Below are 14,579 nucleotides of genomic sequence, written 5' to 3'. Positions count from 1 at the left end.
AAGATTTTCCGGCGGAGCACCGAATGCCGCGCGCAATGCGCTGGGTTGTCACCGGAGGCTTGGGCTTCATCGGATCGCACTTCGTTCGCCTCGTGCTGCGCGAGCGTCCAAACGTGGAGGTCGTCAATCTCGATGCGATGACCTACGCCGCCAATCCCAAAAATCTGCCGGACGTGCAAGGCAATCCGCGATATCGCTTCATCAAGGGGGACATCTGCGACCCCGCGGCAGTACGCGAGGCGATCGGCTCCGGCGCGGAGGCGTTGGTGAACTTCGCCGCCGAGACCCACGTCGACCGTTCGATCGCCGACGCACGAGACTTCGTCCGCACCGACGCCCTCGGAACGCACGTTCTCCTCGAAGCCTTGCGCGCCCAAAGAGTACCGCGCATGCTTCAAGTCTCGACCGACGAAGTCTACGGGCACGTCCCCGAAGGTGCGTCGCGCGAAAGCGATCCGCTGCGGCCCCGCAGTCCGTACGCGGCCAGCAAAGCGGCGGGCGATCTGCTCGCGCTGGCGTATCACGCGACGTACGCATCGCCGGTCGTCATCACCCGCGGCAGCAACACCTACGGGCCGAATCAATTTCCTGAGAAGATCGTCCCGCTCTTCATTACCAACCTGCTTGACGACCGGCGCGTTCCCGTCTACGGTGATGGATTACAGATCCGCGACTGGCTGTGGGTCGAAGATCATGCGCGCGGAATTCTCGACGTCTTGGAGCGCGGCGAAACGGGGCGCGCCTACAACCTCGGCGGGGGAACACCGATGACCAATATGGAGCTCACGCGGCTGCTCGTCGAAGGCTGCGGCCGTTCGATGGAACGCCACGTCGAACACGTCACCGACCGGCTCGGGCACGATCGCCGCTACGCCATCGATAGCTCGCGGCTGCACTCGCTGGGATGGCAACCGCGCGTGCCCTTCGCCGAGGGCATCGCGCGAACGATCGACTGGTACCGCCGCAACGAAGCGTGGTGGCGTCCCTTGAAAGCGGCGCCCGCATGAAGGGCGTAATCCTCGCGGGCGGGCTCGGCAGCCGTCTGCGCCCGCTGACGAAGGTGACCAACAAACATCTTCTGCCGGTCTACGACCGCCCGATGATCTACTATCCGCTGCACACGCTCTGTTCGGCGGGCATTCGCGACATCATGATCGTCACCGGGGGCGGCTCCGCCGGCGACTTCCTCCGCTTGCTGGGAAACGGCGCGGAGTTCGGCCTGCACGACATCTACTACACGTATCAGGAAGGCGAAGGCGGCATCGCCGACGCGCTCCGTCTCGCCGAGCACTTCGCCGAGGGCGAACGGATCGTCGTCGTTCTGGGAGACAATTTGCTTCAGGAGAGCATCGCACCGTATGTGGAGCGCTTCCGCGCCCAGCCTTCCGGCGCGCGCATTCTGCTCAAGGCGGTCGCCGACCCCAGCCGCTTCGGCGTTCCGGTGCTCGATGGAGAGCAGATCGTCGCGATCGAGGAGAAGCCGGCCGAACCGAAGAGCTCCTATGCCGTGACGGGTATCTATATGTTCGACCGCCGCGTCTTCGAGTTCATTCGTACGCTCGTGCCTTCGCAGCGTGGCGAGCTGGAGATCGTCGACGTGCACAATCGTTACATCGCGCAGGGCGATCTGCACTACGACGTTCTCGAAGGATGGTGGACCGACGCGGGAACCTTTGAGAGCCTCTTCCGCGCCAACGAACTCGTCGCGAAGGAGCGAGCGCCCCGCCTGCGCTCCTAGGAGTGCGGCGCGCCGATCGGCAGAAGGAAGAGCGCGACGATCACGAGCAGGCACGCCAGCGCGCCGCGGAACCACCGTTCCGGCAGCCGCGTTACAAAGTGCGCTCCGACGAAGACGCCCGGTATCGAGCCAAGCAGCAACGACCCGGCGATCATCGGATTGACGTCCCCGATCTTCCAGTGACCGAGCAGTGACGGTACGAGGACGACGACGGCGAAGGCGAGATCCGTTCCGACGAGGCGGCGCAGCGCAACGACCGGCGCAACCAACAGCAAGAGCGGAAGCGTCAGCGACCCGGCGCCGATCGACGTAATGCTGACCGTAATCCCAACAAAGAACCCGATCAGTGCGAGCCGCAGGGTGGGAAGCTTGTTCGCGGCCGTATCGGAGAAATCGCCGGCGAGCCTGCGATTGAAGATGATTCCGGCCGCCGAGATCAGCAGTGCGCCGGCGACCGCAAGCCGCAACGTGTGTTCGAGCTGCCGGATATCGAGGTGCTTGTGCAGCCAAACGCTGAGCGCAACGCCGATGATCGCCCCCGGGAGCCCGCCGATCGAGAGCCGCCAAAGGACGGAAACCTGCACCGTCCGTTTCTGCACGTGTGCGATCATGGCAACGAGCCGCGTACCAAGCGCGAAGAGCAGGTCAGAACCGATTGCCTTGTCCGTGCCGACCCCGAGGAAGATGAGCAGCGGCGTCGTGATGGCACCCGCCCCGACGCCGCTATACGCTGTGCAGGCTCCGACGATGAAGCCGACAACCACGTAGCTCCAAATCAAGGCTTGGTGTGCTCCTCGATATACTCGATGAGCGTCGCCGCCGACTCGGGGATCGACTGCCGGGTTGTATCGACCGCCAAGTCGGGATTCTGGGGCGCCTCGTACGGCGAGGAGATTCCGGTGAAGCGGGCGATCTCTCCGGCGCGAGCCCGCTTGTAGTGACCCTTGACGTCGCGACCTTCCGCCGTTTGCAGGTCGCAGGAAACGTAGACTTCGTGGAAGCCGCCGGGGTAGGAAGCACGCGCCTTGGTACGGTCGTCAGAAAAGGGTGAGATCAGCGCGCAGATCACCACGAAACCCCCATCGGCGAGCACCGCAGCCACGGCTGCCGTCCGCCGGACGTTCTCGGAGCGGTCCTCCTCAGAGAAACCTAGGTCAACATTCAACGAGGTCCGCAGCGTGTCCCCGTCGAGAACGTAGACGTGCCGGCCCCGATCGAAGAGCATCCGCTGCGCCGTCATGGCGAGCGTAGACTTACCGGCGCTCGGCAGCCCGGTGAGCCAGAAGACGCCGCCGCGATGACCGTTGCGCCAGAATCGCTCATTCGGCTGCACCGAGGAAGTCTGCGCGACGATATCGGTCGCGCCCTCCGAGCGCGGGCGCCCGATGACCGAGCGAACGCGGCCGCCGGCGACGACGTTGGTGCCGTGCAGCAGGACGAAACGTCCGATGCTGGTCGTCTCCAACTCATCGTCGGCGGCGATCAGCTCGCGCGCCGCGAGCGTGATGACCGCGACGTCGCTCTTTGCAACCACATCGCCGGGCTTGCCGGCGAGCGTGTCGGGATCGATCACTTCGTCGATGCGTTGTAGGGTAACGGGCATCTCGCGCGTTCCGATGCGTAGACGAAGCGTCTCGCCGGGCATGACCGGATCGCCGCCGAGCCAAACGACGGTCGCCTGCACCGCGTGTCCGAGTGCGGGTCCATCGCCGGGATAACTCGCCACCGCGCCGCGGTCGACGAAGATTCGCTCGTCGAGCGCGATCGCCACCGCGTCGCCGGCCTTTGCCTCATCGACTTCTTGCGGCCACCGATGGATCGCACTAACGACCGCGTCGGTCTGCAGGGGCCAGAAGACAACGCGTTCGCCCGCGCGAAGCGTGCCCGCCTCGACGAGCCCGGCGATAAGCCGATTGCCGTCGCGACGATAGACGTCTTGTACGACGAACCGCAGCGGGCCGCCGGCCGGTGCCGTATACGGATGAAGCTGGGCGAGCGACTCGAGCAGCGTCGGGCCCTTCCACCACGACCAGCGCTGGGTGGCCACCGCGATGTTATCGCCGTCGCGCGCGGCCAGCGGGATGATTTCGATCGGCGTGATGCCGAGCTGTTCGAGGAAGGTGCGAATCTCCGCACGGCGCGCCACGAACGCGGTTTCGGGCTCGTCGGAGAGGTCGAGCTTGTTGACCACGACCAGCAGCTCTTTGAAACCGAACCACTGCAGGAAGAGCGCCTGCCGCCGGGTCTGCAGCGTGATGCCCTCGTCGACCGCAACGACCATGATCGCTGCGTCGACCTCGGAAGCACCGGTAAGCAGGTTCCGGATCAGCTCCCGGTGGCCGGGCGCATCGACGAAGACGTAGTCGCGATCGGGCATGCGCAACCAGATACGCGAGATGTCCAGGGTGATCGCTTGATCGCGCTCGAGCTGGAAAGCGTCCAGCAGGAACGAGTACTCGATCGGGACGCCTCGCTTGGTACTGGAGCTCTGCAGCTCCTCGAGCTTTGCCGGCGTTACCTGGCCGAGATCGACCAGCATTCTTCCCAGGATCGTCGACTTACCAGCGTCGACGTCTCCAACCATGACTATCCGAACTTGTCTCACATGTACCCCGTTGTGCGGAGGCGTTCGAAAGCGTCTTCGCTTTCGCTATCCATCGTGCGGCCGGCGCGTTCAGGCTCGCGCGTCTTTTCCAACTCCGAAATGACCGCATCGAGCGTGTCCGCCGTGCTGGGAATCGGAATCGTAATGTTGCTCTCACCCAGAGAGCGGAAACGCATGCCGTCTTTGGCTAAATAAAGCGGCACGTACGGAATTCCCTCGCGTCGCGTGTAACGCCAGATATCCAGCTCCGTCCAATGTAAGAGCGGATGAATCCGAACGTGCGCACCATCGGGAACTTCGTATGGAAAAAAGTCCCACAGTTCCGGCGGCTGCGTTCGCGGATCCCACGAACCGTCCGCGTTACGGGGACTAAAAATGCGCTCCTTAGCGCGTATAGCTTGTTCGTCGCGGCGGATACCTAAGATGATTCCCCGGTATCCTTCTCGCGCCAGAAGCCCGCGCAGCCCCGCGGTTTTGCGCGCCGCATGACGAGCGGCCGGCGGCAGCGTCTGATCGACCGTGCTCTCCGGCGGACAGACTTCGTTGATGATCGGCAATTGCCACTCGCGAACGAGTCGATCGCGGAACGCATAGACTTCGGGAAACTCCATCCCGGTGTCGAGCAGCACGAGCGGAAAAGGGATCTCGCCAAGGAAGGCTTTGCGCACCATCCAGAGCAGTGCGGTCGAGTCCTTTCCGATCGACCAGAGCATGGCAATCGGCGAAACGCACGAGAACGCTTCGCGTAAAATGTAGATCGTTCGCGACTCGAGGACATCAAGGTCGGCATCGGTCTGTGTCGGCATCACGACGGTGTATCGGCCCCGGCGGAGCCTTTTCCTACCGGCGCCGGGCTCTGGGCCGCAGCGTCCGGTTCATTTTTTTCGTGAAGTTGATCGTAGATCTCGGATCGTCGGACCACCACGTCGCGCGGCGCCTCGATTCCGATCTTAACCTGATCGCCGTCGAAGCCGACGACGGTAACGCGAATCTCGCTACCGATCATAATGGATTGATTGGATTTCCTGGTCAGCACCAGCATGTACACCCTCCGTAATCGGCGCCTTCGCGCGAGCGGCAGTGCGCGCCTTTGCCCCGGCCGTTCGAGGACAGGTGCCGCGGCGGCCGATCCGGAATTCTGCACGCCCTCTAGGAGGATCGCATGGTCAAAGACATCGCCTTCATCGCCTACTCGGTTCGGGACGTCCCGCGGGCCCGCGACTTTTATCGTGATGTCCTCGGCCTCGTGGTCGGCGACACGTTCGGCGACCACTGGGTTGAATTCAACGTCGGGAGCGCGACGTTCGGAATCGGAAACGGCGAGGGCTTAGGCTTCATGCCGGGGGCTTCGAACGGCGCGGCGTTCGAGGTCGACGACATCGACGCGTTGCGCTCGCGCTTGAAGTCGATGGGTCTCGAGGTCAGTGAGCTGCACGAATTCCCTGCTTGCACGACCTGTTTTGCGAGCGATCCGGACGGCAATCGTTTCGCCCTCCACCAGCGCAAGCCGCCGCAGCGAGAAGCCGCCTAAGACGCCGATCGCGGCAAGCCGGCCGCAAACTGCGCCGCATGCAAGCGGGCGTACGCGCCGCCTCGGGCAAGCAGCTGCTCGTGCGTGCCGATCTCGACCACGCGGCCGGCCTCGAGGTAGAGCACTTTGTGTGCTCGCCGAACGGTCGATAAGCGGTGCGCGATGATCAGCGTCGTCCGCCCCGGCAGAAGCCGATCGAGGGCCTCTTCGATCATCGCCTCGGAGTGACTATCGAGCGCGCTGGTGGCCTCGTCGAGAATGAGGATCCGTGGATCTCGCAGCACGGCCCGGGCGATTGCAATGCGCTGGCGCTGGCCGCCGGATAGGCGAACGCCGCGCTCCCCGACTTCGGTCGCGTAGCCATCGGGGAAGTTGCGGACGTACTCTTCGACGTTCGCGTCGCGCGCGGCGGCACGCACCTCGCCGTCTGTCGCCTCGAGCCTCCCATACCGGATGTTCTCCAAGACCGAGGCGCGGAAGAGCTGCACGTCCTGCGGAACGATCGCGATCGCACGGCGAAGGTCCGAGAGCTTAGCGCGCGCGACGTCGACGCCGTCGATGCGCACGCTGCCTTCTTGCGGCGAATAAAAGCGAGGCACGAGGTTGACGAGGGTCGTCTTACCCGCGCCCGAGGGGCCGACCAGCGCGACGATCTCACCGGCTTCGATGCGCGCGACGACGTCTCGCAGCGCCGGCGGCTCGTTCGGATGGTAGCGAAACGTCACTCCCGCGAAATCGATTTGCCCGTCGACCGCCGGTAGCGTGACTGCGTCCGGCGCGTCTTCAACCTCGATGGGCAGGTCGAGCAGTTCGAAGACTCGTCCCGCCCCGACCATCGCCTTGCTGATGTCCCCGAAGAACGCCGCGACCCGGTTCATCGGATTCATCAGGTTCACCAGCAGCCCCCAGTACATGAAGACGCGCCCGGTGTCGAGCCTTCCGACGAGTACCTCGCGCACCGAGAGCCACATGATCGCGACGACGGCGGCGACCATGATCGTCGAGATCACGAGCGGCTGGGTCTGGATGAACTGTGTCAGTTTCATGTACGCGCCGAAGAAATCGTCGTTGCGCTGCCGGAAGCGCGCCACCTCGAACTGCTCGCGCCCGAACGACTTGACTACCCGCTGACCGCCGAGCACTTCGGAAAGCGTCGCGGTAAGGTCCGCGATGCGGCGTTGCGCGAGGTGCGTGCTCGATGAGATCAGACGCTGGAAGTTCGATACCGTGAACGAGACGATCGGCGCGACGAGAACGAGCGAGAGCGTGAGCAGCCAATCGAGATAGATCATCGTCGCAAACGACGAGATAAAGGTTGCCAGCGCTACGACCAGCTGCGGCACCGAGACGCTGACCGCATCGATCATTATTTGCAGGTCGGTGGAGAAGCGTGCGATCAGCTCGCCGGGGCGCCACTTGTCGAACTCGTGCAGCGGCAAGTTCAGAAGGCGCTCGAAGAGACGCACGCGCAGACGCGCAACCAAGTGCTGGCCGCTCCAAGCCGTAAGGTAGGTCTGGCCGTAGATCGCTGCGTTCGCCATCACGAGCGCGATCGAGGTGAACCCCAAGGAAAGGTAGAGGGCCCGCAGATCTGGCGCGTGTCCCGCCGGGGGCACGAGCACCTGATTGATGATGACGCGAAAAGCGAGCGGCGGGGCGATCGACAGAACGCCGGCGAGGATGCCCATGGCCATCGCAACCGCGATGCGAGAGTAGTAAGGGCGCGCCTCGCGGGCCAGGCGGTACAGGATCTCGCGACGGCTCAATTGCGACACTGCCGGTACCACGAATTCAGGCTGTTGCGGCCACGCCGCCGTGAAACCTCCCGCTGCCTGCTCCGGTACGTGGGAATGAAAGACCGTGGAGGATATCAGGAACTAAATGGATTGTTATTTCCACTCGAACGTCCCGTCCATCGCGCCGTGCATCGAATGCGGGAAGCGGATTTGCGCGACCTGTCGCGACGAACGCGGCGGCTGTCCGAGCTGCCGGCTCGCGGCTAAAGTCGAAGCCGCCACGGCAACCCGCCAGCAGATCCCCGGTGCGGTTCCCCCGCGCCCGGCGCCCGCCAGCGTCCGTGGGAACGCCACGGTAGCGACTGTCGGAGACCCCGTCGAATCCCGCGCGCTCGTCTCCCTCGGTTACCCGCTCTGGCCCCTCGCGCTCATCTCGCTGCTCGATCGCAAACAGTCGCGACAGCTTCGGAAACAGGCGTATCAGGCGCTTGGATTCAACGCCGGGTTCTTCGGCCTCTGGGCACTCCTTTCGCTCGTCGGGCAGATTCCGTTCGTTGGCTTCTCTGCTTGGATTCTCGTGCCGCTGCTCGCACCGATCTTCTTAGTCGCGAGCGTCTACTACGGCATCAAGACCTGGAACGGCGATGACGTGCGCGTGCCGATCGTCACGAGCTGGCTCGAAGACCGCCTTCCTCAGGGCGATACGAACGCCCGATAACGCTCCAGAAAGGCGCGCGCCGCAGGTTCGTGCTCGACGACCGGCGCCGGATACGAGTTCCCGTCGAACAACGCTAGCGATAGCTGAGTCGAATCCGCCGGCCGCCCGTGCCATGCGGCGGCCGGAAGGTGGCGCAGCTCGGGAATCCAGCGGCGCACGTAAGCGCCCGCCGGGTCGTAGCGGCGCCGCTGCCGCTCCGGGTTATAAATTCGTGGAAATTGCGCCATGTCGGCGCCGACTCCGGCGATCCATTGCCAGTTCCCCGTCGCCAGAGCCGGGTCGTCCTCGATGAGCAGCTGGTCCCAATAATCGCGCCCAAGGCGCCAATCGACACCCAGATCGAAGCACAGGAAGGACGCCGCCACCGCCCGCACTAGCGGATGCATCCAGCCGGTCTCGCGAAGTTGCCGGATACCCGCATCGACGAGCGGATAGCCCGTTCTTCCCTCGTGCCACCCGCCGAGCGCCGGATGAGCCCGCAAAGGCGCAAAGCCGCGCATCTTCTCCTGCAGCGCTTCACCGTTGGTTTGCGGATGAAACCAGGAGAGCTGCAAAAAGAAATCGCGTCGGGCGAGCGAGCGCAAAAACACCTTCAGCGAGAGCCGTTCCTCGGCAACCGCAAACGGATCGCCCAGACGCTCGCGCACCGCACGCACGATGCTGCGCGCGGAGATCGTTCCGAACGAAAGATGAGCGCCGAGCTCCGAGGTCCCGTCGTCGGCCGGCAATCTGCCCGCAGTCGCGTAGTGTCCGGCGCGTTCGGAGAGAAAGCGTTCGAAACGGCGGCGCGCACGCACCGGACCCGAGGCCGGCGGTTCGTGCGGCGAACCGAAATCGCTCGGCCTCGGCATGGGCTCGGAGTCGCCGTTGAAGGCGGCAAATCTGAGCAAGAGCGGATGCTCGTACGAGGCGACGCCCAGCGACGCCCAGCGGTCGAGATAGGCGGCGAATGCGCGATAGCCCTGTCCGCGCGCGCCTTGTGCCGAGAGGCTCTCTTCGGGCGGGATCGCCGGCGCATCGTGCACCGCCAGGGCGGAAAGGCCGGCTTCCTCCAGCTCCGATTGCAGACGGCGGTCGCGCTGGATGCCCGCCGCGTCGTAGGACGTCGCCCAGGCAGCGCCCGCCGCGCCGATCTCTCGGGCCAGCGACTTGAGGATCTTCGCGCGCCCGCCGCGGCGCACGATCAGAGTTCTGCCGCGATCCTGCAGTTCGCCGGCGAGCGCCGCGACCGCGCCGCAAAAAAAGGCCGCCCGCAACGGCGAGAGACGCATCCGGCGCTCCAGTGCGTCGTCGATGACGACCACCGGCAGCACTTCACCGCGCGCGGCGGCGGCCGCCAGTCCGGCGTGATCCTCTAGCCGCAGATCGTTCGAAAAACAATAAAGAAACGGCCGCTCCGCCATGGACGGCCGTTTTCGCTAATGCCCGCGCATCACCATGTTGCAGAGCGTTGCGACGAGCTTCTGACTGTTCGCGCGATGCAAGCCCTTGCAATGCGTCGGCTTACCCGCAGCGTCAAAGCTTACCTTGACCGTAATCGTCTGCGCGCCGTTCTCGCGGCCGCTAAAGGCCAACGATTCCACGTGGTGCTCGCGCTTGGGGACCGCCTGGGTGCCGAGTGCGGCGACGACGCGCGCCTCTTGTTCGGCGCTGACGCGGGTCTGCGCGGCGGGCGTCACGCTGTGTACGACCGACGGATGGTTTTGATACCCCTGACGAGCGACGAACACGACCAGCAGCGCGGCTGCTGCCGCCGCGGTCCAGCGCACGAACGGTCCACGGCTTTTCGCGCGTGAGAAAAGGCCGCGCGCTTGAGGCTGCCAGTGCTCTTGTGCGCGGGCCTCGGCGATGACGTTCATTACCCGCTCGATCTCGCGCTCGCCGCCGACCGAGACTAGGCAGCGCCGGCAGACCGACAGGTGTTCTCGGTACGCGTTTCGTTCGGCGTCTCCGGCCTCGCCCAGCGCAATCGCGCCCGCTAAGATTTCTGCTTCTCCGCAGCCGGCTCTAATTCTCATCAATCCCGTTCCTCGTTCATTACGTGCCGCAACGTCTTCATCGCGCGGCAAACCCGTTGGCGAACCGCATCCGCGGTCGTGCCGAGAATCTGCGCCGCTTCGGCGGAGGAGTAACCGGCGTAGCTCGTCATCAATAAGGCTGCGACCTGGTCCGAGGGCAGTCGTGCCAGCGCCGCCTGAAGGTCGATAGAGGCCGCACCCCTTTCATCGATCCGCCAGGAGCTGCCATCGAGGTCGCGATCCAGCGAGAGCACGTGCAGTATCTTTCGCCGGCGCATGAACGAGATCGCCGCATTAGTCGCCGCGCGGTAGAGCCAGCCGACGCGCAGCTCGCGGCTCGGGTCCGCGCAGAGCATCCGATAGGCAGAGAGAAAGACGTCTTGCGAGAGGTCCAGCGCAGTCTCCGCGTCCCCGACCATGCGGCGAAGATACCGCGCCAGCTTCGTCTGATGCTCGATGACGAGCGCTTCGACTCGGCCCTGCGCGATCGCCGTCGGGCCTACCGCGATGTAATCTTCCAAACCGCTTCTCATCCCCGTGCTCACGAGGCCTCCTGTACTTGAGAGCAACGGCTGGCCGCCGGCCTTTGTGACGACACGCTTGGGGAGCCCGACGGGCTCCTAGCCTCCGATCTCCGAAAAGGCCCGCATCCGTGAGGACGTCTCTCCGAGGCGCAGATGGTGCCGCGCCGGCTTGATCAGCATCGCCGAGCGCATCAGGGCGGCCAGTTCCTGCGCGCTCGCGCCGGAGCGCAGCGGGGTTCGGAGGTCGAGCGCGTGATCGCCGAAGAGGCAGAGCCGCAGACGGCCGTCGGCGGTCAGGCGGACGCGATTGCAGCGGTCGCAGTAGTCGTGCGAGAGCGGGCTTATCACCCCGACCGCACCGGGCGCGCCCGGGAAGGCGAAATAGCGCGCGGGGCCATTGCCCGCCGGTCCAACGTGCGGCACCAGCTCCTCGATTTCCGAGACTCGTTCGAGCACTTCGGCCGAGGAAACGTAGGTGTCGCGCTGCAGCGCGACGTTCTCGTGCACCGGCATCACCTCGATGAAGCGGACGAAGACCGGCCGGTCGCGGGTCAGCTTCGCGAACTCCGTAATTTCGTCGTCGTTGCTCCCGCGCATCACTACGCAGTTGATCTTCACCGGCATCAAGCCGGCCGCGATTGCCGCGTCGAGGCCGCCGAGCACGAGTTCCAGCCCGGGACGGCGCGCAATCGTCTCAAAGCGCTCCGGGCGCAGCGTGTCGAGCGAGAGATTGATGCGGCGCAGTCCCGCGGCCGCAAGCTCGGCGATCTGTTCCTTTAGCAGTAGTCCGTTGGTCGAAAGCGAGATGTCGTCGATCCCCGGTGTCGCAGCAATCGCCGCCACCAGACGGCTGAGATCGCGCCGCACGAGCGGTTCCCCGCCCGTGAGACGAATGCTGCGCACTCCGACGGAGGCCGCCGCCGTAACGATCTGCGCGATCTCTTCGTAGCTCAGGATCTCGTCACGGCGCAGCCACGGGAGACCCGATTCCGGCATGCAGTAGACGCAGCGTAAATTGCACTTGTCGGTAACCGAGACCCTGAGATAGGTTATCGGCCGGCTAAAGCCATCGACCAGCGTGCTCGTCATTGGCTCGAAAACAGATCGTCGGAAAGCGTTGGGTTGATCTTGTAGTCGTCGATCGTCGAGCTGATGTCGGCGTCGTAGCCGGGCTCGGTCACGTGACCGCTCTGCGATCCGATAACGAGGTTGCCGGCCTGCGTTGTGTAGTGATTGTTCATCTCCGCGTAGCCGCCGTTGGCGTAGTTCCAGCGCATCGTCGTTACCGTCGCCGTGCGGTCCTCGACGGTCGCGTCGATGTGGTCGACGTTGCCGTGCTTGCGCGGCACGAGCCGGAAGAGCGTCGCCGTCCCGTTATCCGAAACGGTCGTAACGGAATAGACGTCCGGCCATCGCGCCGGCGGTTCGATGTGCGCGTAGAGGTTGTCGAACTGCTTGGCGACCAGCGGCACGCCGCCCGTGAAGACGACCTTGTTTTTGTCGGGCTGCTTGTAATAGTACGTGCCGACGAGATCGGCGGATAAGAAGGGGAACGATTTCATCGCGACGTGCGCGTGCATCGTCGCGCTGAACGAACGCAAGTGCGGATTCAGCGCGGCCATGCGGTCGAGCAGACCGGAATCCGCAGCCCCGCGGGCCGTCGTGACGGTGACGGCGAGCAGCAGCGGGAGGACGGTCAGTCGATTGATCATGTCGTAGCTTTCTTCGAGCGTTCGGGCGGCTGGAAGGGGCGCAGTGCAGTCGCGATCTCCGCGCGAACCTCTCCTTCTCTTTCCACATCGAGCCGCCGCTGTAATGCCGAGATCGCTCTCGGCGACCCAATTCTTCCCAAAGCCCAGGCGGCATGACCCCTCACCATCGGATTTGCGTCCTCGGAAAGGCTCTCGATCAACGGCCCAACCGTCGAGCGGTCGAGTGCGTTGCCGAGCGCGACGGCGGCGTTGCGCCGAAGCACGGCGCCTCCTCGCCAGCCCATCGCCGTCGGGCGGTACTGTTTCTTGAACGCCGAGCCCCGCAACGCGAGGAGCTCGACGAGAGCAGGCTGCGCGGCTTCGGGGCCGCGCGGCTGCCACTGGGCGCCGGCCGTGATCCCGGCCTCGCGCGTCGGCGGGCAGACCGTCTGGCAGATATCGCAGCCCCAAACCCAATCGCCGATCAACGCCCGCATCGCCTCCGGGATCGAGTCCGTGCGCTGCGTGAGATCGGAGATGCATCGGTTCGCGTCGATCGTGTAATCGCCGCGCAGCGCTTGCGTCGGACACCCGTCGATGCAGCGCCGGCACGAACCGCAGTGCTTGCGCAGCGGCTCATCGGGCGGAAGTTCGAGCGTTGTTACGACCTCGCCGAGAAAGACGAACGAACCAAGCGTCGGGACGATGAGGTTTGTGTGCTTGCCGACCCATCCGAGCCCCGCCCGCGCCGCCAGTGCCCGTTCGGCGAGCGGCTTGGTGTCGCACGCGATTGCGGTCACCGGCTCTCCGGCGGCTGCGTCGATCTGCGTCGCAACCTCCGAGAGCAAGGCGCGCAGACGCCGGTGGTAATCACCCGACCACGCGTAGTTCGAAACGCGCCCGCGCAACGGGCCGCGGCTGCGCGCGCCCGGCATCGCGTACGGCAACGCAATGCAGATAACGCTCCGGGCTCCGCGGCAGAGCTCGCCCGGATCGGTCGCGCGGCGCGCGTACCGGGCGTCGTAGCGCCAGCAGAGGAAATCTCCCCGTTCGAACGCCGCCTGCATGCGGCGGCGCGACTCCTCGTCGGCACGCGCGCTCGTCACGCGAACCGCGCCCGCGCCCAAGGCAAGCGCGCTGCGCACGGCGAGCTCCTTGATCTTTTCGTTCACAGCGTCGCCAGCGGGCCCGGGCGCCCGCGCGCAAACGCGCGATCGATCGCCGCGAAATCCTCGGCGTCGAGCGTCATCGAGCCCCCGTTCGCATTTTCCCGGACATGCATGGGGCTCGCCGACTTCGGAATTGCAAAGACGTTGGACTCTCGCGTCAAGAAGGCGAGCGCGACTTGGCGCGGCGTCGCACCGTGCTTCTTCGCGACGGCCGTCAACACTTCACGTTGCGAGGCTTCTCGCAGAAATGCTCCGCGCCCGAACGGCGTGTACGCGACGATCGCGATGTCGTGCCGGCGCGCCGTTTCGGCCAGGCGGTGCTCGATCCCGCGTTCGTTGAGATGGTAGAGCACTTGATTGCACGCTAGCGGTACCTTGCGCAGGTAGGAGGCCGCTGCAAGCATTTCGTCGGTGTCGAAGTTGCTGATGCCCACGAAGCGCACCGTGCCTTGCTCGACGAGGTCCTCGAGCGCACGCATCGTCTCCTCGAGCGGATGCGAACCGGGCCAGTGAAGCAGATAGAGATCGAGATAGTCGCAACGCAGCCGTGCGATGCTGCGCCGCGCCGCTTTGAGGGTTCCTTCGTACGTGGCGTTCTCCGGCAAGACTTTGCTCGCGATGAATAGACCCTCGCGTGCGAGGCCGCCGATAGCTTCGCCGAGCAGCTCCTCCACCGCGCCCGCGCCGTACATCTCGGCGGTGTCGAGGTGCGTCATCCCCAGCGAGATACCGTGCCGCAGCGCGCGCTCCGCTTCCTTGCGGCCGGCACCGCTCTGCGGCATGTTCCAGGTGCCTTGGCCGATCGCCGGAAGCTCGACGCCGGTCGCGCCGAACGATTTGTGCTTCATC

General features: G+C 65.0%; 16 protein-coding genes. 4 read left to right on the top strand and 12 right to left on the bottom strand.

Translation table 11 applies throughout. The features are described from left to right. Positions 1–23: 23 nt before the first annotated feature. Positions 24–1,007: a dTDP-glucose 4,6-dehydratase gene (rfbB, locus tag VGG51_14135; GenBank protein HEY1884165.1), complete on the top strand. Its 984-nt coding sequence runs from the start codon at positions 24–26 to the stop codon at positions 1,005–1,007. After that, positions 1,004–1,738, top strand: coding sequence for a sugar phosphate nucleotidyltransferase (locus VGG51_14130; protein ID HEY1884164.1), 735 nt, complete (start codon positions 1,004–1,006; stop codon positions 1,736–1,738). Before rfbB ends, VGG51_14130 begins: the two co-directional genes overlap by 4 nt. On the opposite strand, the gene VGG51_14125 is transcribed toward VGG51_14130, so the two are convergent. From VGG51_14125 to csrA, 4 genes are read right to left on the bottom strand one after another with little or no spacing between them, the layout of a single operon-like run. Continuing rightward, a complete protein-coding gene (locus tag VGG51_14125; GenBank protein HEY1884163.1) occupies positions 1,735–2,517 on the bottom strand; it encodes a sulfite exporter TauE/SafE family protein in 783 nt (260 codons plus the stop codon). The genes VGG51_14130 and VGG51_14125 overlap by 4 nt on opposite strands. Next, positions 2,514–4,322, bottom strand: a complete 1,809-nt coding sequence (gene cysC / locus VGG51_14120; GenBank protein HEY1884162.1) for an adenylyl-sulfate kinase — start codon at positions 4,320–4,322, stop codon at positions 2,514–2,516. Before cysC ends, VGG51_14125 begins: the two co-directional genes overlap by 4 nt. A 17-nt stretch (positions 4,323–4,339) precedes the next feature. After that, positions 4,340–5,149, bottom strand: a complete 810-nt coding sequence (cysD, locus tag VGG51_14115) for a sulfate adenylyltransferase subunit CysD (protein HEY1884161.1) — start codon at positions 5,147–5,149, stop codon at positions 4,340–4,342. Further along, positions 5,149–5,385 carry a carbon storage regulator CsrA gene (csrA, locus tag VGG51_14110; protein HEY1884160.1) on the bottom strand — a complete coding sequence of 79 codons (237 nt, stop codon included), beginning with the start codon at positions 5,383–5,385 and terminating at the stop codon, positions 5,149–5,151. The genes cysD and csrA overlap by 1 nt, the downstream gene beginning before the upstream one ends. Positions 5,386–5,505: 120 nt before the next feature. On the opposite strand from csrA, the gene VGG51_14105 reads away from it, so the two are divergent. Beyond that, positions 5,506–5,874: a VOC family protein gene (locus VGG51_14105; GenBank protein ID HEY1884159.1), complete on the top strand. Its 369-nt coding sequence runs from the start codon at positions 5,506–5,508 to the stop codon at positions 5,872–5,874. Here the strand turns inward: VGG51_14105 and VGG51_14100 are convergent. Further along, positions 5,871–7,640 carry an ABC transporter ATP-binding protein gene (locus VGG51_14100; GenBank protein HEY1884158.1) on the bottom strand — a complete coding sequence of 590 codons (1,770 nt, stop codon included), beginning with the start codon at positions 7,638–7,640 and terminating at the stop codon, positions 5,871–5,873. The genes VGG51_14105 and VGG51_14100 overlap by 4 nt on opposite strands. A 115-nt stretch (positions 7,641–7,755) precedes the next feature. On the opposite strand from VGG51_14100, the gene VGG51_14095 reads away from it, so the two are divergent. Next, a complete protein-coding gene (locus VGG51_14095; protein ID HEY1884157.1) occupies positions 7,756–8,328 on the top strand; it encodes a DUF4870 domain-containing protein in 573 nt (190 codons plus the stop codon). Here VGG51_14095 and VGG51_14090 read toward each other — a convergent pair. The 7 genes from VGG51_14090 to VGG51_14060 form a co-directional block, all read right to left on the bottom strand. Next, positions 8,304–9,731 (bottom strand): deoxyribodipyrimidine photo-lyase, encoded by a 1,428-nt coding sequence (locus VGG51_14090; protein HEY1884156.1) that lies wholly within the window; start codon positions 9,729–9,731, stop codon positions 8,304–8,306. The two genes, VGG51_14095 and VGG51_14090, sit on opposite strands and share 25 nt — an antisense overlap. Before the next feature lie 15 nt (positions 9,732–9,746). After that, on the bottom strand, positions 9,747–10,346 hold the full coding sequence (locus VGG51_14085; protein HEY1884155.1) for a hypothetical protein: 600 nt from the start codon (positions 10,344–10,346) through the stop codon (positions 9,747–9,749). Beyond that, positions 10,346–10,891, bottom strand: a complete 546-nt coding sequence (locus VGG51_14080) for an RNA polymerase sigma factor (GenBank protein ID HEY1884154.1) — start codon at positions 10,889–10,891, stop codon at positions 10,346–10,348. The genes VGG51_14085 and VGG51_14080 overlap by 1 nt, the downstream gene beginning before the upstream one ends. 75 nt (positions 10,892–10,966) lie before the next feature. Beyond that, entirely contained in the window at positions 10,967–11,959 is a 993-nt protein-coding gene (gene moaA / locus VGG51_14075; GenBank protein ID HEY1884153.1) for a GTP 3',8-cyclase MoaA, read from the bottom strand. Next, positions 11,956–12,582 carry a hypothetical protein gene (locus VGG51_14070; protein ID HEY1884152.1) on the bottom strand — a complete coding sequence of 209 codons (627 nt, stop codon included), beginning with the start codon at positions 12,580–12,582 and terminating at the stop codon, positions 11,956–11,958. The genes moaA and VGG51_14070 overlap by 4 nt, the downstream gene beginning before the upstream one ends. Next, the gene (gene queG, locus VGG51_14065) at positions 12,579–13,733 is read right to left on the bottom strand and encodes a tRNA epoxyqueuosine(34) reductase QueG (protein HEY1884151.1); all 1,155 of its coding nucleotides are present in this window, start codon (positions 13,731–13,733) and stop codon (positions 12,579–12,581) included. Before queG ends, VGG51_14070 begins: the two co-directional genes overlap by 4 nt. Then, on the bottom strand, positions 13,730–14,578 hold the full coding sequence (locus VGG51_14060; protein HEY1884150.1) for an aldo/keto reductase: 849 nt from the start codon (positions 14,576–14,578) through the stop codon (positions 13,730–13,732). The genes queG and VGG51_14060 overlap by 4 nt, the downstream gene beginning before the upstream one ends. Position 14,579: the final 1 nt, after the last annotated feature.

Source organism: Candidatus Cybelea sp. (genome assembly GCA_036489315.1).
GTDB lineage: Bacteria > Vulcanimicrobiota > Vulcanimicrobiia > Vulcanimicrobiales > Vulcanimicrobiaceae > Cybelea.
Note: the sequence above shows the minus strand (reverse complement) of the source record. Positions and strands in the feature narration are given on the sequence as shown.

Coding starts and splice junctions, on each gene's coding strand:
- VGG51_14060 (HEY1884150.1), bottom strand. CDS start 14,578: ATGAAGCACAAATCGTTCGGCGCGACCGGCGTCGAGCTTCCGGCGATC.
- VGG51_14105 (HEY1884159.1), top strand. CDS start 5,506: ATGGTCAAAGACATCGCCTTCATCGCCTACTCGGTTCGGGACGTCCCG.
- VGG51_14095 (HEY1884157.1), top strand. CDS start 7,756: ATGGATTGTTATTTCCACTCGAACGTCCCGTCCATCGCGCCGTGCATC.
- csrA (HEY1884160.1), bottom strand. CDS start 5,385: ATGCTGGTGCTGACCAGGAAATCCAATCAATCCATTATGATCGGTAGC.
- VGG51_14085 (HEY1884155.1), bottom strand. CDS start 10,346: ATGAGAATTAGAGCCGGCTGCGGAGAAGCAGAAATCTTAGCGGGCGCG.
- VGG51_14090 (HEY1884156.1), bottom strand. CDS start 9,731: ATGGCGGAGCGGCCGTTTCTTTATTGTTTTTCGAACGATCTGCGGCTA.
- cysC (HEY1884162.1), bottom strand. CDS start 4,322: ATGGTTGGAGACGTCGACGCTGGTAAGTCGACGATCCTGGGAAGAATG.
- VGG51_14130 (HEY1884164.1), top strand. CDS start 1,004: ATGAAGGGCGTAATCCTCGCGGGCGGGCTCGGCAGCCGTCTGCGCCCG.
- moaA (HEY1884153.1), bottom strand. CDS start 11,959: ATGACGAGCACGCTGGTCGATGGCTTTAGCCGGCCGATAACCTATCTC.
- cysD (HEY1884161.1), bottom strand. CDS start 5,149: ATGCCGACACAGACCGATGCCGACCTTGATGTCCTCGAGTCGCGAACG.
- VGG51_14070 (HEY1884152.1), bottom strand. CDS start 12,582: ATGATCAATCGACTGACCGTCCTCCCGCTGCTGCTCGCCGTCACCGTC.
- rfbB (HEY1884165.1), top strand. CDS start 24: ATGCCGCGCGCAATGCGCTGGGTTGTCACCGGAGGCTTGGGCTTCATC.